Source organism: Luteibacter aegosomaticola (genome assembly GCF_023078475.1).
Classification (GTDB): Bacteria; Pseudomonadota; Gammaproteobacteria; order Xanthomonadales; family Rhodanobacteraceae; genus Luteibacter; species Luteibacter aegosomaticola.
The window spans coordinates 27839-50778 of sequence record NZ_CP095741.1 but is presented as its reverse complement, the minus strand read 5'-3'; the positions used below and the strand labels follow the sequence as shown (position 1 = coordinate 50778).

Annotated in this window: 25 protein-coding genes and 1 riboswitch; of the genes, 10 read left to right on the top strand and 15 right to left on the bottom strand. The window is 64.1% G+C overall.

The window, feature by feature from the left end; all coding sequences use genetic code 11:
• Positions 1–13: 13 nt before the first annotated feature.
• The 3 genes from L2Y96_RS00230 to L2Y96_RS00220 are packed head-to-tail and all read right to left on the bottom strand — an operon-like array spanning position 14 to position 5866.
• Entirely contained in the window at positions 14–1519 is a 1506-nt protein-coding gene (locus L2Y96_RS00230) for an efflux transporter outer membrane subunit (protein WP_247330931.1), read from the bottom strand.
• Complete coding sequence (locus L2Y96_RS00225; protein WP_247330929.1) at positions 1516–4716, bottom strand: efflux RND transporter permease subunit; 3201 nt, start codon at positions 4714–4716, stop codon at positions 1516–1518. The genes L2Y96_RS00230 and L2Y96_RS00225 overlap by 4 nt, the downstream gene beginning before the upstream one ends.
• 1 nt (position 4717) lies before the next feature.
• The gene (locus tag L2Y96_RS00220) at positions 4718–5866 is read right to left on the bottom strand and encodes an efflux RND transporter periplasmic adaptor subunit (protein ID WP_283248857.1); all 1149 of its coding nucleotides are present in this window, start codon (positions 5864–5866) and stop codon (positions 4718–4720) included.
• 223 nt (positions 5867–6089) lie between these two features.
• Between L2Y96_RS00220 and L2Y96_RS00215 the strand changes: the two genes are divergently transcribed.
• A complete protein-coding gene (locus L2Y96_RS00215; protein WP_247330928.1) occupies positions 6090–6587 on the top strand; it encodes an OsmC family protein in 498 nt (165 codons plus the stop codon).
• 1 nt (position 6588) lies between these two features.
• Here the strand turns inward: L2Y96_RS00215 and L2Y96_RS00210 are convergent, their stop codons facing one another.
• The 5 genes from L2Y96_RS00210 to L2Y96_RS00190 form a co-directional block, all read right to left on the bottom strand.
• Positions 6589–8073: a hypothetical protein gene (locus tag L2Y96_RS00210; RefSeq protein ID WP_247330926.1), complete on the bottom strand. Its 1485-nt coding sequence runs from the start codon at positions 8071–8073 to the stop codon at positions 6589–6591.
• 167 nt (positions 8074–8240) lie between these two features.
• Positions 8241–8957, bottom strand: a complete 717-nt coding sequence (locus L2Y96_RS00205; RefSeq protein ID WP_247330924.1) for a hypothetical protein — start codon at positions 8955–8957, stop codon at positions 8241–8243.
• Positions 8958–9059: 102 nt separating this feature from the next.
• The gene (locus tag L2Y96_RS00200; protein WP_247330922.1) at positions 9060–9794 is read right to left on the bottom strand and encodes an SDR family oxidoreductase; all 735 of its coding nucleotides are present in this window, start codon (positions 9792–9794) and stop codon (positions 9060–9062) included.
• 91 nt (positions 9795–9885) lie between these two features.
• Positions 9886–10533 carry a DUF1109 domain-containing protein gene (locus tag L2Y96_RS00195; RefSeq protein ID WP_247330920.1) on the bottom strand — a complete coding sequence of 216 codons (648 nt, stop codon included), beginning with the start codon at positions 10531–10533 and terminating at the stop codon, positions 9886–9888.
• Positions 10530–11228 carry a sigma-70 family RNA polymerase sigma factor gene (locus tag L2Y96_RS00190; protein WP_247330918.1) on the bottom strand — a complete coding sequence of 233 codons (699 nt, stop codon included), beginning with the start codon at positions 11226–11228 and terminating at the stop codon, positions 10530–10532. The genes L2Y96_RS00195 and L2Y96_RS00190 overlap by 4 nt, the downstream gene beginning before the upstream one ends.
• Positions 11229–11372: 144 nt before the next feature.
• Between L2Y96_RS00190 and L2Y96_RS00185 the strand changes: the two genes are divergently transcribed.
• The 7 genes from L2Y96_RS00185 (at position 11373) to L2Y96_RS00155 (ending at position 15784) form a co-directional block, all read left to right on the top strand.
• Entirely contained in the window at positions 11373–11654 is a 282-nt protein-coding gene (locus L2Y96_RS00185; protein WP_247330916.1) for a BufA1 family periplasmic bufferin-type metallophore, read from the top strand.
• Between the two features lie 9 nt (positions 11655–11663).
• Positions 11664–12407 (top strand): HvfC/BufC family peptide modification chaperone, encoded by a 744-nt coding sequence (locus L2Y96_RS00180; RefSeq protein WP_247330915.1) that lies wholly within the window; start codon positions 11664–11666, stop codon positions 12405–12407.
• A 12-nt stretch (positions 12408–12419) separates the two neighbouring features.
• Entirely contained in the window at positions 12420–12860 is a 441-nt protein-coding gene (locus L2Y96_RS00175) for a DoxX family protein (RefSeq protein WP_247330913.1), read from the top strand.
• Between the two features lie 92 nt (positions 12861–12952).
• On the top strand, positions 12953–13222 hold the full coding sequence (gene bufA2, locus L2Y96_RS00170; protein ID WP_247330911.1) for a BufA2 family periplasmic bufferin-type metallophore: 270 nt from the start codon (positions 12953–12955) through the stop codon (positions 13220–13222).
• 46 nt (positions 13223–13268) lie between these two features.
• On the top strand, positions 13269–14108 hold the full coding sequence (gene bufB, locus L2Y96_RS00165) for an MNIO family bufferin maturase (protein WP_247330909.1): 840 nt from the start codon (positions 13269–13271) through the stop codon (positions 14106–14108).
• Positions 14105–14836 (top strand): HvfC/BufC N-terminal domain-containing protein, encoded by a 732-nt coding sequence (locus L2Y96_RS00160; RefSeq protein WP_247330907.1) that lies wholly within the window; start codon positions 14105–14107, stop codon positions 14834–14836. Before bufB ends, L2Y96_RS00160 begins: the two co-directional genes overlap by 4 nt.
• Before the next feature lie 15 nt (positions 14837–14851).
• Positions 14852–15784: a LysR family transcriptional regulator gene (locus tag L2Y96_RS00155; RefSeq protein WP_247330905.1), complete on the top strand. Its 933-nt coding sequence runs from the start codon at positions 14852–14854 to the stop codon at positions 15782–15784.
• Here L2Y96_RS00155 and L2Y96_RS00150 read toward each other — a convergent pair.
• Positions 15771–16289 (bottom strand): SRPBCC domain-containing protein, encoded by a 519-nt coding sequence (locus tag L2Y96_RS00150; protein ID WP_247330903.1) that lies wholly within the window; start codon positions 16287–16289, stop codon positions 15771–15773. The two genes, L2Y96_RS00155 and L2Y96_RS00150, sit on opposite strands and share 14 nt — an antisense overlap.
• A 109-nt stretch (positions 16290–16398) precedes the next feature.
• Positions 16399–17403, bottom strand: a complete 1005-nt coding sequence (locus L2Y96_RS00145) for a zinc-dependent alcohol dehydrogenase family protein (protein ID WP_247330902.1) — start codon at positions 17401–17403, stop codon at positions 16399–16401.
• A gap of 95 nt (positions 17404–17498) precedes the next feature.
• Between L2Y96_RS00145 and L2Y96_RS00140 the strand changes: the two genes are divergently transcribed.
• Positions 17499–18383, top strand: coding sequence for a LysR family transcriptional regulator (locus tag L2Y96_RS00140; protein ID WP_247330900.1), 885 nt, complete (start codon positions 17499–17501; stop codon positions 18381–18383).
• Here L2Y96_RS00140 and L2Y96_RS00135 read toward each other — a convergent pair.
• The 5 genes from L2Y96_RS00135 to L2Y96_RS00115 all read right to left on the bottom strand — a co-directional run bounded on the left by L2Y96_RS00135 (position 18350) and on the right by L2Y96_RS00115 (position 21886).
• Positions 18350–18925 (bottom strand): DUF3267 domain-containing protein, encoded by a 576-nt coding sequence (locus L2Y96_RS00135; RefSeq protein WP_247330899.1) that lies wholly within the window; start codon positions 18923–18925, stop codon positions 18350–18352. The two genes, L2Y96_RS00140 and L2Y96_RS00135, sit on opposite strands and share 34 nt — an antisense overlap.
• A 5-nt stretch (positions 18926–18930) precedes the next feature.
• On the bottom strand, positions 18931–19584 hold the full coding sequence (alkB, locus tag L2Y96_RS00130; RefSeq protein ID WP_247330897.1) for a DNA oxidative demethylase AlkB: 654 nt from the start codon (positions 19582–19584) through the stop codon (positions 18931–18933).
• A 26-nt stretch (positions 19585–19610) separates the two neighbouring features.
• Positions 19611–20924 (bottom strand): voltage-gated chloride channel family protein, encoded by a 1314-nt coding sequence (locus tag L2Y96_RS00125; RefSeq protein WP_247337206.1) that lies wholly within the window; start codon positions 20922–20924, stop codon positions 19611–19613.
• A gap of 79 nt (positions 20925–21003) precedes the next feature.
• A riboswitch (Fluoride riboswitch) is annotated at positions 21004–21065 on the bottom strand.
• Between the two features lie 46 nt (positions 21066–21111).
• On the bottom strand, positions 21112–21345 hold the full coding sequence (locus L2Y96_RS00120) for a helix-turn-helix domain-containing protein (RefSeq protein WP_247330895.1): 234 nt from the start codon (positions 21343–21345) through the stop codon (positions 21112–21114).
• Positions 21346–21349: 4 nt separating this feature from the next.
• Positions 21350–21886 carry a DUF2975 domain-containing protein gene (locus L2Y96_RS00115; protein ID WP_247330893.1) on the bottom strand — a complete coding sequence of 179 codons (537 nt, stop codon included), beginning with the start codon at positions 21884–21886 and terminating at the stop codon, positions 21350–21352.
• A gap of 636 nt (positions 21887–22522) precedes the next feature.
• Here L2Y96_RS00115 and L2Y96_RS00110 point away from each other — a divergent pair.
• Positions 22523–22939, top strand: a complete 417-nt coding sequence (locus tag L2Y96_RS00110) for a hypothetical protein (RefSeq protein ID WP_247330891.1) — start codon at positions 22523–22525, stop codon at positions 22937–22939.
• Position 22940: the final 1 nt, after the last annotated feature.

Genomic DNA, 22940 nt, shown 5'->3' with positions numbered 1-22940 from the left:
GTCAGGCCCTCGATCAGCGTGGTGGCAGGTTTGCGTTATCCATGGCCAGGGGCGTCGTGGTGTCCGGCACGGCGCCATGCGCCCAGCCACCGCCGAGGGCCCGGATCAGATCCACCGTGGCGCCCGCTTGTTCGCCACGCAGCCTTACCTCGTTGAGACGGGCCGCCAGCACCACGCGCTCCGCATCCAGGATATTCAGGTAGGCCACCGATCCGTCCTCATATTGCGCTTTCGACAGGCCGAAGGCACGCGTCGACGCACTGACCGCCTCGCCTTGCACGGCCGTCTGGTCGCGCAAGATGCGCAAGGCGGAAAGGCTGTCCTCCACCTCGCGGAAGCCGACCAGGACTTGCCCGCGGTATTGCGCCACGCTCTCTTCGTAGCGTGCGCGCGCTTGTTCAAGATTGCCCTTCCGGATGCCACCGTCGAACAGCGGCAACGTCGCAACGGTGCCCACGAGCGGCCCCAGGAGGAACGTGCGGCTGGACCACTTGAAGACATCGCCAAGGCTCTTCGCTTCGTAGCCGCCGGTGCCGGTCAGCACCAGCGAGGGAAAGTACGCTGCCTTGGCCACGCCTACCCGGGCATTGGTCGCGGCCATCGCCCGTTCGGCGGCCGCGATATCCGGCCGGCGCTCCAGCAGCGTGGAAGGCAAGCCCGCCGGAATGTTGAGCTGGACCGTGGCCAGCGGCGCCGGTGCGAAGGCGAAGTCCGCCGGTGCCTTTCCAAGCAGCACGGCAAGCGCGTGCTCGGTCGCGGCACGCGAACGCCGTGCAGACATCGCATCGGAGCGCGCGCTGGCCAGCTCCGCTTCCGCCTGCGCCTTGTCGAGATCGGTGACCTCGCCGGCTTCAAAGCGGGTCGCCACGAAGTTCAGGGTCTCCTGGCGCAACACGATCGCCCGGTCGTAGACGACCAGTTCCGCATCGAGTTCGCGCAGGCGGAAATAGGTTTGTGCCACGTCGGCCTGGAGCATGAGCTGCACCGAGCGGAACAGGGCCTGGGCTTCCTGGCTATCGGCTCGCGCCGCGGCGACGCTCGACGCCACCCGCCCGAACAGGTCGACCTCATACGAGATATTCGCCTGCGCCCGCCAGACGGTCTGCGCATCCGGGCGCACCCCGGTGTCGGGCACGCCCAGCGATTGCGGCGCGTTCTGCTGTCGGGTCGGTCCGAAACCGGCGGAGAGGTCGGGGAAGCGCGCCGCGCCCGTCACGCGTTCCGCACCCCGCGCTTCCTGCACACGGGCCGCAGCCGCCGCCAGGCTGGGATTGGCAGCCATCGCCTGCTCTTCCAGGTCATCCAGCTGCGGCTCGCCGAATACCTTCCACCACGCGCCGCGCTCGGCGTCTTCGGCGGGTAGCGCCGGCTGCCACGTGCCCTGCGCCTCCGTCCCAAGGGATTCCTTGTAGGACGGTGGCGGCTTCACATCGGGCACCTGGTACTTCGGTGCGAGGGAGCAGGCCGCGAGCCCGAAGGCCCCGGCCGTCGTCAGGATCCATGCCGTGCTTCGCATCATCCGGCCCTCTCAGGTATGGCGTCCTCGATACCGATGACCCGCCCGTTGCGGCCGTGTTTATCTTCGAGCCGATGGGCACCGGCAAGCAGGCGCATGAGCACGTAAAAGACCGGTGTCAGCAACAAGCCGAACAAGGTGACACCGAGCATGCCGAAGAACACCGCGATGCCCATGGCATGCCGCGTTTCGGAACCGGCACCGTGAGACAGCACCAGTGGCACCACGCCCATGATGAAGGCGATCGAGGTCATCAGGATCGGACGCAGACGCAAGCGGCTGGCTTCGATGGCCGCGTCGACGATGTTGCGTCCCTGGATCTCCAGCTCGCGCGCGAACTCGACGATCAGGATGGCGTTCTTCGACGCCAGGCCCACCAGCACCATCAGGCCTACCTGGGTGAAGATGTTGTTGTCGCCGTTATCCAGCCAGACACCGGTCAGCGCACAGAGCAGGCTCATCGGCACAATGAGGATGACCGCCAACGGCAGGGTCAGGCTTTCGTACAACGCCGCCAGCGTGAGGAACACCAGCAGGATGCTGACGGGAAAGACGATAACGGCCGTGTTGCCGGCGATGATCTGCTGGTAGGTCAGGTCGGTCCATTCCAGCTTGAACCCGCGCGGCAGGGTTTCCGCCGCGACACGCTCCACGGCGGCCTGCGCTTCGCCCGAGGAATAGCCGGGCGCAGGGCCGCCGTTGATGTCCGATGCAAGGTACCCGTTGTAGCGCACGACGGATTCCGGGCCAAAGGTTGTGGATACTTTCACGAGCGACGACAGCGGAATCATTTCGCCTGCCGCGTTGCGCGTCTTGAGCTGGCCAATATCCTCAGGATGGGCGCGGAATGGCGCGTCGGCCTGCACGCGAACCTGGAACACGCGGCCAAAGCGGTTGAAGTCGTTGACGTACTGCGAACCGAGGAACACCTGCATCGTGTTGAATACGTCGGTCACCGCGACGCCGAGCTGCTTGGCGTTGTCGCGGTCCAGATCCACTTTCAGCTGCGGCACGTCGATCTGGTAGTTACTGAAGGCAGGGCCGAGTTCCGGCGTCTTCGCGGCCTTCGCAAGGAACGCCTTGGTGACCTCATTCAAGGCGGTATAGCCCTGGGCGCCGCGGTCCTCGATCTGGAACTTGAAACCGCCCAGCGTACCGAGGCCAAGCACGGGTGGCGGCGGGAACACGGCAATGAAGGCGCCCTTGATCGCGGCGTACTTTTGGTTAAGCGCCATGGCGATGGCACCCGCGGATTCCGCAGCGCCGTGCCGGTCCGCGGCGGGCGTGAGCTTCAGGAAGGTGATGGCCGCGCTCGACGAGTTCACGAAACCATTGATCGACAGGCCGGGATGTTGCACGGCATGTTCGACGCCGGGCTGCGCCAGGCCGATGCGACCCATTTCCCGCGTGATCGCATCCGCGCGATCCAGCGACGCCCCATTAGGCAGCTGCGCGATCGCGATGATGTATTCCTTGTCCTGCGCTGGCACGAAGCCACCTGGCACGATGTGCCCCATGTACACCGCGCCCACAAGCAGCACCAGGTAAACGATGACCATGATGCCCTTGTGGTTGATCACCCCAGCGACGCCACGGCCGTAGTGATCCGAACCCCGCTGGAACACACGGTTGAACGCGCCGAAGAAGCGACCCAATACCCGGTCCATGCCGCGCGTCAGCCAGTCCTTCGGTTCATCCCTGCCCTTCAACAGCAGCGCCGCCATGGCCGGTGAGAAGGTCAGCGAGTTGAACGCCGAGATCACCGTGGAGATCGCAATCGTCATGGCGAACTGTTTGTAGAACTGACCCGTCAGCCCTGACATGAAGGCCAACGGGACAAATACCGCCACCAGGGTCAGCGCGATGGCGACGATCGGGCCGCTGACTTCCTGCATCGCCTGGTAGGTCGCATCGCGCGCGGAGAGGCCCGATTCGATGTTTCGCTCCACGTTCTCGACGACCACGATGGCATCGTCAACCACGATGCCAATCGCGAGCACCATGCCGAATAACGAAAGGACGTTGATCGAGTAGCCCAGGATAAGCAGGAGCGAGAAGGTGCCGACGATGGACACCGGCACGGCGAGCAGTGGGATCAGGGAGGCGCGCCATGTCTGCAGGAACAGGATGACGACAAGGACCACGAGGATGACGGCTTCAATCAACGTGTGGATAACCGCCTCGATGCTCGCGCGCACGAAGGTGGTCGGATCGTAGACGATGCTGTATTCCACGCCCGGCGGCATATCCGGCTTCAGCTCTTTCATCGCCTCGCGCACATCGTGCGAGACCTGTAGCGAGTTCGCTCCCGGCAGCTGGAAGATCCACAGCGCGGCCGCTTCCTTGTTATCGAGCAATGCCCGTGAGCCGAACTCGGCCGCGCCCAGTTCGACCCGCGCCACATCGCGTAGATGGATCAAGGCTCGTCCATCGGCTTTCAGCACGATGTCACGGAACTCGTCTTCCGTCTGCAGTCGACCCTTAGCGTTGATGCTCAGCTGCAGGGGTACCTGGGTCGTCATCGGCGATCCGCCGATCAAGCCCGCCGCGACCTGTACGTTCTGTTCCCGGATCGCTGCGACGACATCGCCCGCCGTGAGATTGCGTTCCGCGAGCTTTTGCGGGTCGAGCCAGACACGCATCGCGTAGTCGCCGGAGCCCTTGATGACCACCTGGCCGATACCGTTGATCCGCTCCAGCCGCTCCTTGACGTTGATCAACGCGTAGTTACGCAGATAGGTCTGGTCATACCGGTTGTCCGGCGAAATGAGGTGCACGACCAGGGTCAGCGTCGGCGACGACTTGATCGTGGTGACACCCAGCAGCTGCACATCGGGCGGCAGCCGCGGCAGCGCCTGCGATACGCGGTTCTGCACCAGCTGCTGGGCCTTGTCCGGATCGGTGCCAAGGCGGAATGTGACCGTAAGCGCCATGTTGCCATCGGCGCTTGCCTGCGACTGCATATAGAGCATGCCTTCCACGCCGTTGATCTGCTCTTCGAGCGGCGCGGCAACGGTATCGGCGAGCACCTTGGGGTTCGCACCCGGGTAGGAGGCGTTGACGACCACGGACGGCGGCACGACCTCGGGGTACTCCGAGATCGGCAAGGCAAACAAAGCGATGACGCCCGCCAGCAGGACGAGTGTGGAGAGCACCCAGGCGAAAATCGGCCTATCGATGAAGAAGCGGGAGATATTCATGTCAGCGCGCTGCCACCGGGTCGTTCTCACCCGCCATGGGCACGCTCTTCGCCTTGATGGTGTCGCCGGGGTGTACGCGCTGGAAGCCGCTGACAATGATCCGCTCACCCGGCTTCAGGCCCGCATCGACGATGCGTAGCCCATCGACAAGATTGCCCAGGGTCACCGCGCGGTACTGCGCCGCGCTCTTGTCATCCACGACCAGCACGAACTTCTTGGCCTGGTCGGTGGAGATCGCCCGGTCGTCGATCAGGATGGCCTGGTGCGGCGTACCCGCCCCCACCGATACCCGCGCGAAGAGCCCTGGCACCATCGCCCCGTCGGCGTTATCGAAGCTAGCCCGGACGCGAATCGTTCCGGTGGTGTTGTTGAGCTGGTTATCCACCGAGGCGACCTTGCCCGCGCGCGGCGTGCCGGTATCTGTGGCCAGCCCGAGATGCACTGGCACCTCACGCTGGCTCGCCTGGCTCAGGTACTGCAGGTAGGTCTGTTCGTCGACATCGAAATCCGCGTAGATCGGCGAGATGGAGACCAGTGTCGTCAGCGAGGGCGAGCTATAGCCCGCGGCCACGATGTTGCCAAGCGTGCGCTCGGCGCGCGAGACCTTGCCATCGACCGGCGCATTGATCGCGGTATAGCCGAGGTTGACCCGTGCCTCTTCGAGAGCGGCTTCGGCGGCCTTGACGTCAGCGGTCGCGGTCAGTGATGCATTGAAGCGGTCATCGAAGTCGCGTTTCGATATCGCGTTTCCCGCAAGAAGCTTCTGCGCCCGGGCGTAATCGGCCGTCGTGAAGACCGCGCGCGCTTTGGCTGCCGCTGCCTGTGCGACGGCACGATCCACGGCAGCCGTGTACGGGCGCGGGTCGATCAGAAAGAGGCGATCACCCTTCTTCACCTGTTGTCCGTCCCTGAAGTACACCTTCACGATGGTGCCCGGCACCTGCGCACGCACGTCGACGCGCTCGATCGCCTCCAGGCGCCCTGAGTAGGTTTGCCACTCGGTGACCGGCTTGTTCACCACCTGGGCGACGTCGACCTCCACCGGTTGGGCAGAGGCATCCTGACCGTGCTTGCCGCAGGCAGTGATCGCAAGGGCAAGCGGCAACATGACCGCGGCGACCGCGGACGAGGGGCGGCGAACGACATGCATGGCAGTGTCCCCAACGGTGTCGAGCGAGCGGTTGACTCGCGCCGAGTGTCGGCGGCGGCGCCCCACGTCGAATAGCACCGGCCTGCTGCTATTTGGATGCTAAGGCGTGACTCAGCGCGGGCCATCCGGCACCTACCGGCGGTTCACGGCAAGGCATTCCAAGTCATGGCGTTTTATTCCTACACTAGCGGGATCGCAGCTAGCGCACGACCGAGGGTGGGCCATGGCGGATTCCAAGCCGGTACTTATCGAAACCACGGGAGCCAGCCCTTACCAGGTCGCCATCTCGGCGCAGGGACCTACGTTCTTCGCCGATGAACCCGTCGAGCTGGGCGGGGAAGCGACCGGGCCGACGCCCTACGAATTGTTGAGCAGCGCGCTCGGCGCGTGCACGGCGATGACGATCCAGATGTACGCCCGACGCAAGGCCCTGGCCCTCACCAAGGTGCAGATCGCCGTATCACACAGCCGCGACCCGGCGACGAGCCGGGACCAGTTTCATCGGCAGATCTATCTGGAAGGCGACTTCACCACGGAACAGGCCGAGCGGCTCCTGGAGATCGCCGAGCGCTGCCCCGTTGGCAAATCGCTCATGGCCGGCGCCGACATTACGAGCGCGCGCGCCCTGTCGCCTCCTGGCCACCCGCACGAGAGGCCGCGCGATTGCATGCACGAGCCCGCCATGGCGCGCGCCTGCGACGAGTTTGAACGGACCGGTTGAGCTAGCCAGCGATCAGCGGCACGTCGCCCACCAGCGCATAGTTGTGCATGGGTCGCAGCGTGCCATCGCTCGCGGTGTACAGATCGATATCGCCTGCGGTATCACGCACGTTGCTTCGCGGGCCACCGGTACGCCCAGCGATCGACGCCGGCTCGGCGGGATCACCCCAGCCGAGGCTTAGTTTCGTGGCGGTCGCCGGGATGCCTGCTTTCAGCGTAATCCGTAGCGTATCCGCTGCGATGACGGCGACATCGATGATCAGGTTGTTGTCCGTAAGGCTCGCCGGAACGATCGCGTTGTTCGCATCGCGAATATCGAAGCCGTAGTTGCGCGTCGCCGCGACCCACGAGGTATCCAGCGTGACGATGCCCACCGGCACGTTGAACCTCACATAGATCGTGCGTGGCCCGGTGATGGTCGCGGAGAGCATATCGAGCGCCGGATTGCGCATGGGCAGGCCAGCCTGACGGTCCTGGATCAACTGGAAGATCGCACGTGCGAAGTAGCGTCCCTGCCAGCGGTGACTCTCGTTCGTAAGGTGCAGCATGGGTTGCTTCAGCGCGGATTCGTCGAAGTAGTCGAACAGGTACTGCGGGTTGGCGATGCGCATGTACGTGCTGGCGAGGCAGGCATCGCGTTGCGCCAGCGCGATGAACGGATTGCAGAACGCGATGTTCGTCGCGCCATAGCTGTTGTGACTACACACCTGGGCTACGAGCCACAAGGGCCGCCACGCCTGTTCGGGCACCAGAACGTTACACAGCTTCAACCAATGCGAGCGCTCCAGCGCCGTGAGCTTCGAGGCGTAGGTCTTGCGGGTTTCCGTGAGCCCCGTGGAGTCCGCCTCGCCTTGCTGCCACGTTGTGGCCAGCCACGCGATATTGCCTGCCGTGGTCGTGGCTTCCGCACGCATCAACGCGATCATCGACTGCACGCGGAGCTGGCTGTTCTTCCAGCCCTGGTAACCGCTGAGGTTGGTGTCCTGAAGGAAGCTGGCGAAGTAGCCGATCGGCCGGCCACCTTCCGCGCTGGTGAACGCGCTGTACTGGCTGAACTGCGCCACGAACGGCACACCCGTGAGGGCCTGCGTGTACTCCACGAGGCCATCGGCGCAGGCATTGGTACCCACCTCACCACCGGTGCCACTTCCGCCGTCGTATTCGACCAAAGGCACGAAGCTCGTCATTGCAGCCGGATTCACTCCCGGTCGCACGCCGCCGTTGAAGGTGACGTTCGCATAGATCTCTTGCAGGGTCAGCGCGGGTCGTCCGCCGGTGCCAACGGCATTCGATTGCCCATGGAACATGATTAGTTCACGGCGGGCACGCACGATCACATCGCTGGGCAGCGGTGGCGCAGCGGCACGTACGGGTTCACTCAGGAACAACGAGAGGCCGGTGGTACTGGCCAGGCTGATGCCGCCGAGGGCGGCCAGGCTCTGTCGCAGGAAATCACGACGTGGCGGTGAGGGGTCGTCCTCTTTCATCGTGGCGCCTCGCTGGGGGGAGGGGGATGGCGCTGCCGTTCGATGTTAGAGAAGTTGAAGCGCGAAACACGATGCGCGAGCGGTGATTGCCGTCTTCGCGCATCGGTTCAATTTCATGTGCGGAAGATGTTCTCCCGATGTGACGATGAGGCCAGGACCAAGATGCGCTATGCGCTCGCCAGGAGCCGCTCGACGTTCCGGTCAGCATCTACGAGAAGCGCATCACGCACTTGATTGGCATCGCGTTCGAATTCGATGCAGAACGTCAACGCATCCTGCATCACTTGAAGTTCGAAATCACGGAAGGGATAGGCCACCCGATACGGCAACGATGTGCCTAATCGAATGCCGTTCTCCGCGAGAACCGATCCCCGCGGATCCACGCCGTCATGGTGGAACGCGAGCAATGCGATCGTCTCCACCATGGCTCGTTCACACCCGAGTGCGTCGCCGCTTAGGAGAAGCGCCATGGTGTATTCAAGGTAGGTACGTGGTTGTCCGTAGACCTTACCTGGAGACGACTTTGAGGCATCTAGGGTCTCGCACTGCGAAGCCTGGCGCTGAATCAGCCTTGCAAGGGAATTCTTCCGAGCAACGTCCGCCTCTCGCGAACTAATCGCTTCCGAGATGATTCGTTCGACGTCGTCACGATCCGCGTCGCGTTCAACCTCCGCGATCCTATCCGCACAAGCCAGGATGGACAGATCCGGCCGGTAGGCTAGTAACGTCAAGTTCTCATATAGGCGAAAGAACGACGGTGTCGTGTCAATCAGGTAGCTCCGCACCACCACGCCGTCGTGCTGAAGGAAAGTCATTCCGCTGCGGGTGAAGCCTGGGAGCTGAGATTCCATTCGCCGGACGAAGGTCTTCGATAGCTTGGTCACATGCCCTCCCCTGGCAAAGCTTGTACGGCTGCTTCGGCCTGTGCGGGAGGTTGCTTCCTTCCCGCACAGGCCATCTTGACGATACAGCTTACGCCCGACGTGTTACCAGGGCAGGGTCTTACCGAGGTAAGTAAACGTACCGCTCGGGCCATCCGCGCCCAGCAATGCCATCTCCACGCTCGACTTCGCGCCCGTGGGCACGTCGATCTCGCCGTGGCCGCCGTTCATTTCCGTCTTCACGTAGCCCGGGTGGATGGCGTTGACCTTCACCGGGGTGTCCTTGAGCTCGTACGCGAGGTGGATGGTCCACGCGTTCACGGCGCTCTTGGAGACGTTGTATGCCGGGATCTTGAAGTCATAGATCGGCGACGACGGGTCGAGGTGCATGCCGAACGAACCCAGCTGGCTGGAGACGTTGACGATGCGGCCGGCCGGCGAAGCCTTGATCAGGGGCAGGAAAGCGTTGGTGACTTCGACGACGGCGAACAGGTTCGTGTCGAACGTATCGCGCCAGGCCTGCAGCGACTGCTGCGACGGCTTCTTGTCCAGCGCATCGAGCAGGATGCCGGCGTTGTTCACCAGGATATCGAGGCGGCCGTACTTGTCGGTGACATGCTTGACGGCGGCAACGATCGAGCCAGGGTCGGCCACGTCGAGGATGATGGGATCGACCGGCAGACCTGCGTCGCTGAGCTGCTTGGCGGCGGCCTTCGTGCGGGCTTCATCGCGGCCGGCGAGCAGGGTACGCACGCCGGTTTCGGCGATCTGCTTGACGGTTTCGAAGCCGATGCCGCGGGTCGCGCCCGTGACAAGTGCAACCTTCTGGGAATCATTCATTGCCGTGAATCTCCGTGGTTAGGGCCATGAGGGAGCGAACATCCTGTTCGACCTATGGGCGCCCACCACGGTATGCAACCGTCGATGTGCGCTACCAGCGCAACCAGCGCGGACCGGCCAGCGCACCCAGGCCGCCGGCCACCAGCATGCCCAGCAGGTACCAGGCAGCCCAGAACGGGGGAGCCATCTCGGGGCAGTGCAGGCAGTAGCTTGTCGCCGCCATGGCGCCCGCCAGCAGGCCGGCCGCCGCGCCAGCCAGGCGGAGGCGGACCGGCGCCATCCCTCGTACCGCCCAGAACACGGCGACGATCGACGGAATCGACAGTACGGCGATAAGTGTCGAACAGACCTTCCACGTGTGGCCGAGCATGAGGGCCACGCGCGCACCTGCTGGCACTTCGAAAAGCATCACGGCGGCCAGTCCCCAGGCCAGGAGGATCGGCAGGCCGAGGGCGAACCAGCGGCCACCGCCCACGCGATCGCCCGGCCGCGAGAGCCGCACGGTCACGGCAAGCGCGGCCGCGCCAATCGCCACGGGGAACGCCAGGCGGATCCAGAACATCGGGTCATGAATCACCTGCGCCAAATCGGGGCGCAGGCCCAGCAGTCCGGCCATCAGCAGGGAAGACGCGGCCATGCCGGCCAGGATGCCCAGCGAGAAGCGGCGGCGCACGATGTCGCGCCCCGGGGGTGGCGCAGGCTCGCGGGCCAGGAAGTCGATCAGGTCATCGGTCTTCATGCGCTACCCCGGATGCGCGCGGCGAGCGCCTTCAGGCCGCGATGGATCCCGACCTTCACCGCGGATTCCGACAGGCCGCTGCTCTCGGCGGCCTCGGCAATGGAGAGGCCCTGCAATTTGACCAGCTGGATGGGCAAGCGATGGCGGTCCGGTAGCGTCTCGAGCAATTGTCCCACGTCACGGCGGGCATCCGCAGGCTCGGCGTCGGAGACGACGAACAGCTGGTCGTCGTCGATCGGGTCATGCAGCGCATCGCGCCGGGCATGGGCCCTGAAGAAATCCATGAGCTTGTAGCGGGTAATCGCGTGCACCCAGGCCGTCAGCGGCTCGCCGGAACGGTAGGTATGCCGGGCGTTGTGCACGGCCAGCAAGGTCTCCTGGAGGATGTCCTCGACATCATCGAGAGCGCGCGGAAGACGGCGGCGCAGGTAGCCGCGCAGGTGCGAGGCCAGTTCGTCGAGGAACTGGCGATACGCCACGGCATCGCCCTCGAGGCCAAGGACGAACCGGCGCCTGAGCTCGCGCTCGATCGCCGCCAGGCCCTCGGCCGCCTGATCGCGCGCCGGGTCTCGGGTATTCGCCACTCGATCCAGGGGTGTCCACTCCGCGCGGGCCATTGCGCCCCGGAGTGTAGACCAGCCGCCATCACTGGCGGAATGGCCTGGGGTAAAGGCAAGGAAGGTGACGGCGTGCATGTGGATAACTTCGCCGGAACAGCGCATTCGGTTACAGGACGGCGGCCAAGGAAAAAAATCGCCATGCGCTGTAACCGCCGGCTACGAGGCGGCGAACTGGTCCATGAAGCCGGCCATCGGGCCCGGCATAACCGGAGCGGTTCCATGACCCCACGTTACGTTGCCTCGTTCGCCTTCTCCGTCGCCGCCCTCGTGGCCGGTGTCGCCCACGCCGATGAACAGAAGCAGGCCGCGAAGCCCGCCGTCGAGAAATGCTGGGGTGTCGCCAAGGCCGGCCAGAACGATTGCGCCGCAGGCCCGGGCACCACCTGTGCCGGCACCGCCAAGGCCGATTACCAGAAGAACGCGTGGAAGAACGTCCCCACCGGCACCTGCACCGCGATCAAGACGCCGAAGGGTAACGGCTCGCTGACCAAGGTCGGCTGAGGCACGCCGATGCCACTCGCTTCGCCCCTCGCCGCGCTTCAACGGGAGTTCCTGGCCGGGCTCCAGCGTGACAGGCCGCACACGCGGCTTGCGCGCTACCCCGGCTTCGCCATCCATCGAAGCACGATGGAGCGCGCAGCCATCGACGCGCTCGAGGCGAACTATCCCGCCGTCGCGTGCCTCGTGGGGCAAGCGTGGTTTCGGTCCGCAGCGGCAGCGTATGCCGCGGAGCACCCAGCGCGTGATGCGCGGCTGGTGGTTTACGGTGAGTGGTTTCCCGACTTCCTCGCTGCGGCCCCGGTGGCTGATGAACTGCCCTACCTGGTGGACGTCGCACGACTCGACAGGCTGTGGACCGAGAGCTACATCGCTACGGATGCACCCGCGCTTACCGTCGATGCGGTACGCACGTTGCCGCCGGAAGCGCTTGGCGAGCTAGCGATCGTGCTGCATCCGGCCACGCGCTTCGTGTCATCCGCGTTCCCTGCCTTTTCCATATGGCAGGCCAGCCGCGATGGCCATGCCGTGGGCGATGACCTGATCTGGGAACCGCAGGCGACACGGGTGACGCGGCCCGGACTCAGTGTCGACAGCGTGCTGATCGACAGCGCTTCGCTCGCGTTCCTCGAAGCCTGCCGCGGCGGCACCACCCTCGCCAGTGTCGTAGATCACGTCATGCGTACCCACCCTTCGGCTCGCGCCGATCTTCTCTTCGCCCAACTGCTAACGGCCGGCGCGCTCGCCGCCGCCTGAAGGACACCCCCCATGTCATCACTGAAGGAAACCTGGAACGGCGTCGCGACACGCGTGGAAGGCCTTATCGGGCACGACCTCCTGGCGCTGGTCAGCCGTGTTTCGATCGCTGCGATCTTCTTCCAGTCAGGCCGGACCAAGGTCGAGGGTTTCCTCACCATTACCGAGGGCACTTACGAGCTGTTCCGCACGGAATACAAGCTGCCGCTCATTCCGCCTGAAATAGCAGCCCATCTTTCCGCTTCCGTCGAAACGTTCGTGCCGGTCTTCCTTGTGCTCGGCCTGCTCACCCGCCTTTCGGCGACCGTGCTGCTTGGCATGACCACGATCATCGAGATCTTTGTTTATCCGGATGCGTGGCCTACCCATCTTTCGTGGGCCGCCATCCTGCTGTACCTCATCGGCCGCGGTGCGGGCCGGTGGTCGCTCGATCACGTGCTTCGGATCCGCTGACGCGCGTGTGTTCCGCTACTGTAACCAAGCCGCTGTTCCCGCCGAACTGACCTATGCCACTTCGGCAACCCAACTGATTACGGAGTAACGCCATGAACACTGCAACGCACAGCATCGCCGCCGCTGCCGCCATCTTCGCCGTCTCGGCCGCCGCGATCTCCGCGCCGGTCCATGCGGCTGAAAAGGCCGCTGGCAAGACCGTCGATTGTTACGGCATCAACAGCTGCAAGGGCACCTCGGATTGCAAGTCGGGCAACCACGCTTGCAAGGGCCAGAACGAGTGCAAGGGCCAGGGCTTCAAGTCCGTGTCCGTGTCGGAATGCAAGGCGCAGGGCGGCAGCACCACTCCGCCGGCTGCCTGATGCACCTGCCCGGCCGCTCCCACGGCCGGGCCCTCTGGAGAACGCCATGAGCTCACCTGCACTCGCCACCTTCGCCGGCTTTGGTCTCGGCCTGCGTGTCCCGCATTACGAGGATGTCCTCGCAACGCGCCAGCCGCTGGATTTCGTCGAGGTCATCTCGGAGAACTTCATGGTCGATGGCGGCAGGCCGCTGCATGTGCTCGAAGAAGTACGCTCCCGTTATCCGCTCGCCCTTCACGGCGTATCGATGAACATCGGTGCCGTCGATGGTCTGGATATTGATTACCTCAAACAACTGCGGAAGCTCGCGGACCGGTTCGATCCGCTGTGGGTCTCCGACCATGTGTGCTGGACGGGAATCGACGGTATCCAGTCGCACGACCTGCTGCCGCTTCCTTACAACGAAGAGGCGCTCGACGTGGTGAGCCGCAATGTGCTCGTCGCGCAGGACGTGCTGGGCCGGCCGTTGGTGCTGGAGAACCCCTCCACGTATATCGAATTTCCCGCGGCCATGACCGAGGCGGCCTTTCTCTCCGCGCTCTGCGAGCGCACTGGCTGCTACCTGCTCCTGGACGTCAACAACATCGTGGTCAGTGCCACGAACCACGCGCGCAGGCTGGATGAGTGGCTGGACCAGCTCCCGCTGGATCGCGTGCGCCAGATTCACCTCGCCGGGCATAGCCAGGGCCGTGATCTGCTGGTCGATACACACGATGCGCCGGTGCCGGCATCGGTGTGGGATCTCTACGAACGCTTCGTCGCGCGGCTCGGTCCGGTCGCCACCATGATCGAGCGCGACGACCATATTCCGCCGTTCAACGAATTGCTCGATGAACTGAACCATGCTCGCCGCATCAACGCATCGGTGATCGCCGCAGCCGCATGAGCCTTGCACGCCTCCAGCAACAGTTCCTTAGCGCCGTCCTGGGCGAAGGGGATGCCGCGCCCGCTGATCCGCGCGGGATGCGGGTGTATGCGAACAATTACCGCGGGCAGCTGGCGGGCTCGTTGCGCGATACGTTTGAACGTGTCGAACGCTGGCTCGGTGAGGAAGCGTTCGAAGGCCACGTCGCCGCGTACGTGGAGGCGCACCCGTCTTCCTCGTGGAACCTCAATGGCTATGGCGAGGATTTCCCCGCGTTCCTTGTGCATGCTGTCCCCCTGCCCGATCCTGCTGCGGAGATTGCCTGGCTGGATCACGCGCTGCGTAACGCCTTCTACTGCCGAGACGTCACGCCTGCGGTTCTCCAGGAGCTCACGGTGAGCGACTGGGAACGGGCGACCTTCTCGTTCGTTCCGTCGCTTGGGTTTCGCTGGGTGCACACGAACGCGCCATCGATCTGGGCGGCACTGTCGTCGTCATCAGCGATGCCCGCCACGACTCTGCTTCCCGACCCCGTTGCCGTACGCGTGTGGCGCCAGCAACTGACGCCGCGTTTCACGAGCATGCCGCCGTGGGAAACCGACTGCCTCGATCTTGCCATGGCGGGTGGAACGTTTGGCGAGCTTTGCGCGCTACTGGAGCGCCTGCGCCCGGATGCGGATATAGCGACCGTAGCCGGGCAGCTGCTACGGGAGTGGTTTGAGGACGGACTCGTCGCGGACGTGGGATAGTTTTAAGGTAAGCGGATGAAAGAACTCCGCCAGCTCGACCTCAACCTCCTCAAGGCACTCGATGCCCTGCTCGACGAGCGGCATGTCACGCGTGCGGCGGGTCGCCTCGGAGTGACCCAACCGGCGATGAGCGCGATGCTCGGCCGACTACGTGAGACCTTCAGCGACCCCCTGTTTGCGCGTACCGGGCGCGGCATCGTGCCGACCAGCCGGGCCCTTGAGCTTGCGGTTCCGCTGAAGCAGGTACTCGCCGGCGCTGCCGCCCTGTTGCAGCCCGCCGTTTTCGAACCGGCGACAGCGACGGCGAGCATGACCATCGCCGCGACGGATTACGCGCTACGTGCGGTTGCCGTGCCGTTTATTGCTGCGCTGAAGGCAAAAGCACCTCATGTCCGCTTGGCGCTGATACCCGTTGATGATCGGCAGGTGCATGGCCAGCTCGAACGTGGCGAGGTCGATCTCGCATTGGTAACACCCGATGGGCTCGCGCCTGACTTGCACGCACGACACCTCTTCGACGAGCACTATGTGTGCGCGTTGCGAGCCGGCCACCCGGCCATCCGTGGAAATCGCCGACTGACGCTCAAGCGCTTCTGTGAACTCGACCATGCGCTCGTGTCCTACAGCGGCGGCAGCTTCCGCGGTATCACCGATGAGACTTTGGACCGCCTTGGCATGCACCGCGAGGTAACCGTCTCGGTGAAGAGCTTCATCGTGGTGCCCGATGTCCTGCGTGCTACCGATATGGTCGCGGTCCTTCCCAGCCGATTAGTGACGGACGTGGATGGACTGGTGGTATGCGCTCCGCCCCTTGAGATACCAGGGTTCACCAAGATGGCGGTGTGGCACGAACGTAGTCACCACGATCCGGCACAGCGGTGGCTGCGCAGCCTGCTTTTCGAGACAAGCCAAGGCAATACCAAACGTCGCCCGCTTAAACCTGCTTAGAAGCAAACGCGGCAGCCACCAGGCCATCGAGCCAATCCTGATGGCCATTGATCATCGGATTGGGCTTGGCTTCGTGCAGTGCCTTTGCCGGTGCGCCCTTCTGCACTTCCTGGGTAAGGATGCGAACGCGGCCACCATCGAGATCTTCAACCAGCCAAGCGTGGATCACATCCAGGCGGTCATCAGCGCCGTCCTCGCCAGCCCAGCCGTGCCACGCCACGCGCCCCGCTTCCGCAGCCGACGGCGGCACGAACTCGGTGACCTGCGATTCCACCGGGAAGCCGAACGTCTCGAAGTAGAAGCGATCGCCGAGGGCTAGCTCGGGACCGCGCCCTTCGTAGAAACGGACGTTGGCGGAATTCGCATAGTACGTCGGCCATTGCGCGGGCACGCTCAGCAACGGCCAGACATCCGCGGCAGAGAGGCCCGCGACAATGACTTCATTGGACACGAAATTTTCCGTGGTTCCCGGCGTATAGCCTTCGGGCCAGAGGATGGCGTTCATTTTCATGCTGCAGCACTCACAGGGACTGGCGTTGTTGCCTGCCCACCATGCTGGCGGCGGCTCATCAATAAATCCAATATCGCAAATGAATCTGATGCATCACTCTCTCTTATATCGAGTCGAGGAGGACCACCACCTTTCCGCCCGCGCGCCCACTCTCCACCAGATCAAGGGCTGCATTCCCCTCGGCTAAGCCGAAACGCCGCGCCGACAGAACGGGCCGTAGCTTCCCAGCGTCCACTAGCCGGGTCGCCTCGGCCATGATCTCACCGTGGTGCTCACGTCCCTTGCCGATCAGCAGCGGCATGAGAGTGAACACACCGGAATACGTCGCCGCGCGGAACGACAATGGGGCGAGGGCATGCGTGCCCCAACCCAGGCTACTGACCACGTGGCCGCCGTAGCGGCGGGCAGCAACGAAGGCGGCGTCGAGCGTGGCGCCACCCAACGTGTCGTAGACGATGTCGAAGCCTTCGCCGCCGGTGTGCGTTTCGACGACATCATTGATGGGCGCGTCGCGATCGATCCATGTGGCACCGAGGCCTTCGATGATCGTCTTCTGCGCCACGCTACCGGTAGCGGAGACACGGGCGCCACGAGCCACGGCGAGCTGCACCGCCATGCTGCCGACGCCACCGGCGCCAGCGATCACGAGAACCGACTGGCCCGCCTGCACGTTGGCGCGATCGACGAGGCCTTCCCATGCGGTGATGAAGACCAGCGGTAGCGCGGCGGCTTCGGTCAGCGGCATAGCTGACGGGGCATGGGCGAGGAGCCGGGCATCGACGGCCGCGAATTGAGCGAGGGAACCCTGGACGCCGCCGACGCCGCCGGTCATGCCGTAGACCGCATCGCCAGGGGCAAAGCCTTCGACACCCGGACCCACGGCTTCCACCCGGCCGGCCATATCGATACCGAGGACCGAGGGCGCCGGCTGGCGGGCATGGCCGCCCTGACCGGCACGGATCTTGGCGTCGAGGGGGTTGAGGCCGGCGGCGGCAATGCGGACGAGGACCTCGCCGGGACCGGCGACCGGCCGGGCAACGGTGACTAGGGACATCGACTGGCCAGCGGTATCCAGGCGCAGGGCGGTCATGGTGGCATTCGCGTTCATGGGCTTTCTCCGGGCGACGGCGTCGCCAATGAAGCTAAGGTAGGCCATGCCATGGCGCATGAGAACGCCGACATTTGCACGCCACCCATGCATAAATGCATGATCCCCTTATGGAATGGAGCGACCTCAAGATCTTCCTCGCTGTCGCCCGTGGGGGCACCCTCGGCGCGGCTGCGCGTGACCTGGGCCAGACCCAGCCCACCATGGGCCGGCGGATTCGCGCCCTCGAGGAAGCGCTGGGTACCGCGCTTTTCCAACGCACCAGCGAAGGCTTCGTCCTCACGGACGAAGGGGCGGCCGTGCTGGCCCACGCAGAACGCATGGAAGGCGAGGCCCTGGGTATCGAGCGAGCGGCCAGTGGGCAGGTCAGCGAGCTCGACGGCGTGTTGCGGGTGTCCTCGTCGGATTGGTTCGGCGCGCACGTGCTCACGCGCGCCATCGCCGCGTTAGGCGTGCGGCACCCGGCTGTCGTCATCGAACTGATTACGGATGCGCGCCTATTGAGCCTTGCCCGTCGCGAGGCCGATCTCGTGTTCCGCATCACGCCATTCGAAGAACCCGACATCGCCCAGCGACGCCTGATGACGATGCCGTATGCCGCCTACCGCGCTACAGGCACCGTGCCTGTGGATCGTTTGGTCACCATGGATACGGCCTTCGGCGGCATGCCCGATGTGGCATGGCTACGCGAGCGCCTTCCCGATGCGCGCGTAGTCTTTCGAAGCAACAGCCGCGAAGCCCAGGCGCGCGCCTGTGCGGCCGGCATGGGAATCGCCGTGCTGCCCTGCCCGCTTGGCGATGCCACGCCAGGCATCGAACGGATCGACCTCGGTGAATCACCGCCGGGGCGCGATGTGTGGCTGGGTTACCACCGCGATCTTCGCCACCTTCCGCGCTTGCGCGCCTTCGTGGATGAAGTGCTGGCGATTGTGGATAAGTCTGTTGATCAGGGCGAAACCGTGCCGAACCACTCGCCCTGAATCACGGCGTCGCGCGGTATGCGCCTCAGCACCGCACCTATGATCCAGAGGTCGCCCGAAGAAGCCATGCCGTTGAGGATCGACACGCCGGTCATGACGGCTCGCCACGTGGGCGGCAGGTACGGTGCGGCGAGGTAAGGCACCACCGTCAGCAAGCTAAGCGGCAGCAGCGCGACGAAGATAAAGCGCCCGCGGCTCATTACCCCGAGGTACGTGGCGTAGAACATCCCGTGCCGGGGCAGGAAACCAAGAATGGTGTGCCGTGTGAAGCCCATGCGCGGGTGTCCGAGCATGTGGATAACTTCGTGGATAACCATCATCCCGGCGAGCGTCAGGAAGAACTGCCAGAACTCGAGATCCCCCACGGCACGCAACGCGCCCCAGCCAAAGCGGCCAACCCAGGCCCACGTGAGGAGCGGCGTGACGACCGCGATACCGAACAGCAACGCCCTCAGGTGAAGCTTCGCGTAGTCCTCGTTGAGGCGCACGGCGCCGAGCAGCGTGATCTCGGGTTCCGGCGGCATCCCTAGCTTGAGCTTCATGCGTTCTATCCCGCCTTGCGAAACGTGAAGTTGATGCGCTGGCTTCCCAGCAGGGGATGAGGTTCGTCCTTCAGCGGCATCACTCCGTGGTAGCGAAGTCGATCTTCGCCGCCCCAAACGACGACATCGCCATGCTGCAGCGGTACTTTGGTCGTCGGATCGGATCGCTCCTCTCCACCGAACAGGAACGTGGCCCTCATACCCAGCGACACCGACACGATGGGCGCAGCGTAGTCACGCTCGTTCTTGTCCTGATGCAGCGAAAGGCGCGTGCCGGGCAGATAGCGATTGATGAGGCAAGCGTCCGGTCTGAAGTTCTCGAAACCTGCTGCCTTCGCTGCTTCATAAGCCAGCCGTGAAAAGGATTCGGGCATCGAAGGCCAGGGCTCGTTAGTCGAAGGGTCGATCCGGGTATAGCGGTAGCCTCGCCGATCACTCGCCCAGCCCAGTTCACCACAGTTGGTCAGCGCCACCGACATGGTGAAGCCGCCCGGCGTGACCATGTGTCGAAACGGCGACCTGGCAGCAATGACGTCGATAGCGGGCACAACCTCTTCGACGTAGGGAAGCGCGAAGCCACGCAGGACCACGGCCGCCGGGCCTAGATCCTGGCGAGGGTCCTGTGCGGGTAACCCGAAGAGGTCGAGCGTTTCCATCATCTTGCCGCGTTATGAGTCGTTCGGACCTATTGTGACGCGTCTCGGTGCTGTCCGGTTTTCTGCGCCCTGCGAAACGCCTTCATCTCGGCGAGCCGCATATCCTCCGGCAAATGCCGAACGTGCTTGGCATGGCCAAGCCGTTGCGCGTTGTAGATGCCGGCATGCCCGGAGAACATGTACGCCGCGACACAGGCGATAGCCGCGAAGGGCGCAATACCCGGCCCGAACAGCTCGATCGCCATGACCGTGCAAGCCAGGGGCACGTTCGCCGCGCCAGCGAAGACAGCGACGAAACCGAGGCCGGCCAGCATGGCGACCGGCAGATGCAGAAGCGGGGCAAGCGCGTTGCCTAGCGTTGCGCCGATGAAGAACAGCGGTGTTACCTCGCCACCCTTGAAGCCGGAGGCCAACGAGGCAACGGTATAGGTGAACTTGCCTGCAAAGTCCCACGGCGCGAGGGGATGCTGAAACGCCTCGACGATCGTAGGAATACCCAGACCAATGTAGCGTTGGGTATGCAAAACGCCCACAGACAGCGCGATGACGGCACCACCGAGCAGGGGTCGAAACGGGCCGTAGGAGATGTGGCGCTTCATCCAGCCACCGACGGTGTGCGTCGCGGTCGCGAAAAGAAGACCTATGAGACCGAAGGCGAAACCAGCCACGATGACCGCCAGCACAGTGGTTACCGTGACCGCACTGACGAACGGCACGACGTAGGCCGTGTGATGAACACCCCAGGCCAGGCAAACACGGTCGGCCACGATGGCTCCGATGACGCAGGGAAACAGCGCGTCATAGCGCATCCGGCCAATGGCCAGCACTTCCAGGCCGAACAATGCACCAGCGAGCGGTGTGCCAAAAACAGCCGCAAAGCCGCCGCTCATGCCCACCATCAGGAGGATCCTCCGGTCTTCAGGGCGAAGGCGGAAGAGGCCCGTGAGCTGGTCAGCCAACGCGCCACCCATCTGGACAGCCGTCCCTTCACGACCGACCGAAGCGCCGAACAGGTGGGAAACCACCGTGCCGATGAAAACGAGCGGCACCATGCGCCGAGGGATCACTTTCCGGGGATCGTGAATCTCATCGATCAGCAGGTTATTGCCCGCTTCCACGGGCTTACCGACCCGGTCGTACGCCCAACCGACCACGAAGCCCGCCAATGGCAATAACGCGATCATCCATGGCTGCGTTTCTCGAGTCGCCGTGGCCCATTCAAGAGCGATCAGGAAGAACGCAGAAGCCGTACCGGCCAGGCAAGCCGCGGCAGAGCTGATGACAAGCCACTTGCCCATGTAGGGCAACAGTTCCCATTGCTCGAGTGAACGAAGGTGTCGCATGGTGATTCCGATGGGTGTCGTATAAACACCTGGAATCCGGGAGGCCATAAACGCGAATGCCTACGCCCCCGGAGATCCAGGATACGTAGGCATCATCAGCCCGAAGGCGGTTCGCGGAGGCATGCCATCTCCGTGATCGCAGTCTAGTGGGCACTGCGAATGGCGTCAAAGCACGGAGAGGGTGTGATTAGGGCTCACCGTCGTCCGGCGTTGGCTCCCCAGGTTGATATTCCAGAAGATCGCCCGGCTGACAATCCAGGTACTCGCAGATCCGTTCCAGCGTCGAGAAACGAATACCCCTGACCTTGCTCGATTTGAGCAACGAAAGATTCTGCTCGGTGATACCGACATGCGCAGCTAACTCACGCGACTTCACCTTGCGCCGGGCGAGCATGACATCGAGGTTAATAACGATCGGCATAGGGTCAGACGATCAGCTCGTTGTCTTCGGCGAGCTTGCGCGCCTCGCCCATGACGGTGGTGATCGTCAGGAAGAGGGCGCTCACCAGGGCCACCCAGATGTCCGTGCCATCGATACCGAAGTCGAGCGAACGAACGCCCTGCATGCCGACGAGGTGCGCGGTAAGCAGGATGAGGGGCGGCAGGAAGCAATCGGCGATGGCGGCCACCAGCAACAGGAGGGCGAAGGCCTTCAGGTGGCCCATGGCGCGAACGCTGAAGAAGTCGCCTTGCTCAAACTGACGCATGAGGCGCACCAACTGGTACAAGCCGGCCACGACGATCAGGGAGACCGTCACCACGTCGATCGCCAGCAGGCCAGGAAACTTGTCCAGACTGGGCGACATCGATGCGATGACCCAGACGTGGTCGCCATTCGCCCGCGTGCCCATGCCCCCTGTGGCCCACACGACATTGCCGACCACGACGAGCGCGATGAGGGCCAGGACGGCGTAGCGCAGCCACTTCGCCCGTGACTTGGCCTTAGCACAGTCAATAATCATTGTTAAGTATATAAAGTTTACTGTAAAACAGTAAACTTTCTCCCTACTCTGTCGGTGAGCGCTGACAATGTCGGAGACACGTCCGAATTTCAAGGCAGCGGCTCGACTGATCGCGCCTTGTGGCGCACCGACCCTCGAGGACGCGTCCACCCCATGGCTGATTCGGTTGATACGCGTGCGTCGCGACGCCGGGCGAGAGTCCGTGGGTCGTCGCCCGACGTCTACGCTGTTATCGCCTCTCTCCTGGTGCATGTCGTCCTGTTCGCGGGGCTCCGGCTGGCATCCATTCCGATGGGACCCGCAGCCGACGACGTAGTGGTACCGCAGGACCGGCCCATGGAGCTCCGCTTCATCGCGGTCTCGGTTCAGAAGACCTCGCCGGATAAGCCTGCAGCTGCATCGGTACCGCCGTCTCACGCTGGCGAGGCGGCGGCCGAGCATCGCGCGTCTCTGCGGCAGAGTCACGATACCCAGCGCTCTGCGTCCCCTGCACTCTCCAATCTCACGCCCGCCGCTGCAGCAAACCCCGCCACCCTGCCGAACGACGAGCCAAGCGGTTCAGCGCCAAACCCACCAGCGCCTCCGGGCGGTGCTACCAGCTTCACGCCACCCGGTCTCGCGGGATCGCCAGGTGTCATGGACCACCCGTCGACCGTGACCTACAAGCGAACGCGTTTCGAGGATGCATGGGCACCGCGCGACGAAAGTGCGGTAGCGGGCGGCCTTCGCCATCTGCGGGATGCCACGACGGCCAAAGGCACGGTCGATCTTGGGCACGGCGTTCGCATCCATTGCGCCATCGGCTTGCTCGCGGGTGGGTGTGGCTTCGGCGATCCACCGTCCAAGGCGGCTGCGAAGGACGGCGACGCCAGGCTTAGCTTGCCGCCTTCATCGCCCCTGGCCCGAAGCGCGAATGAACCGCCAGGCCCGAATGAAACGGATTGCATCCGCGCCTATCGCAAGGACGAACGCGTGCTCCCTGGATGCGCTACCGACACTCCCCTGAAGGCGATGGACGAAGAGAACGCCGCCTCCCACCACCCGGGTACCTGAA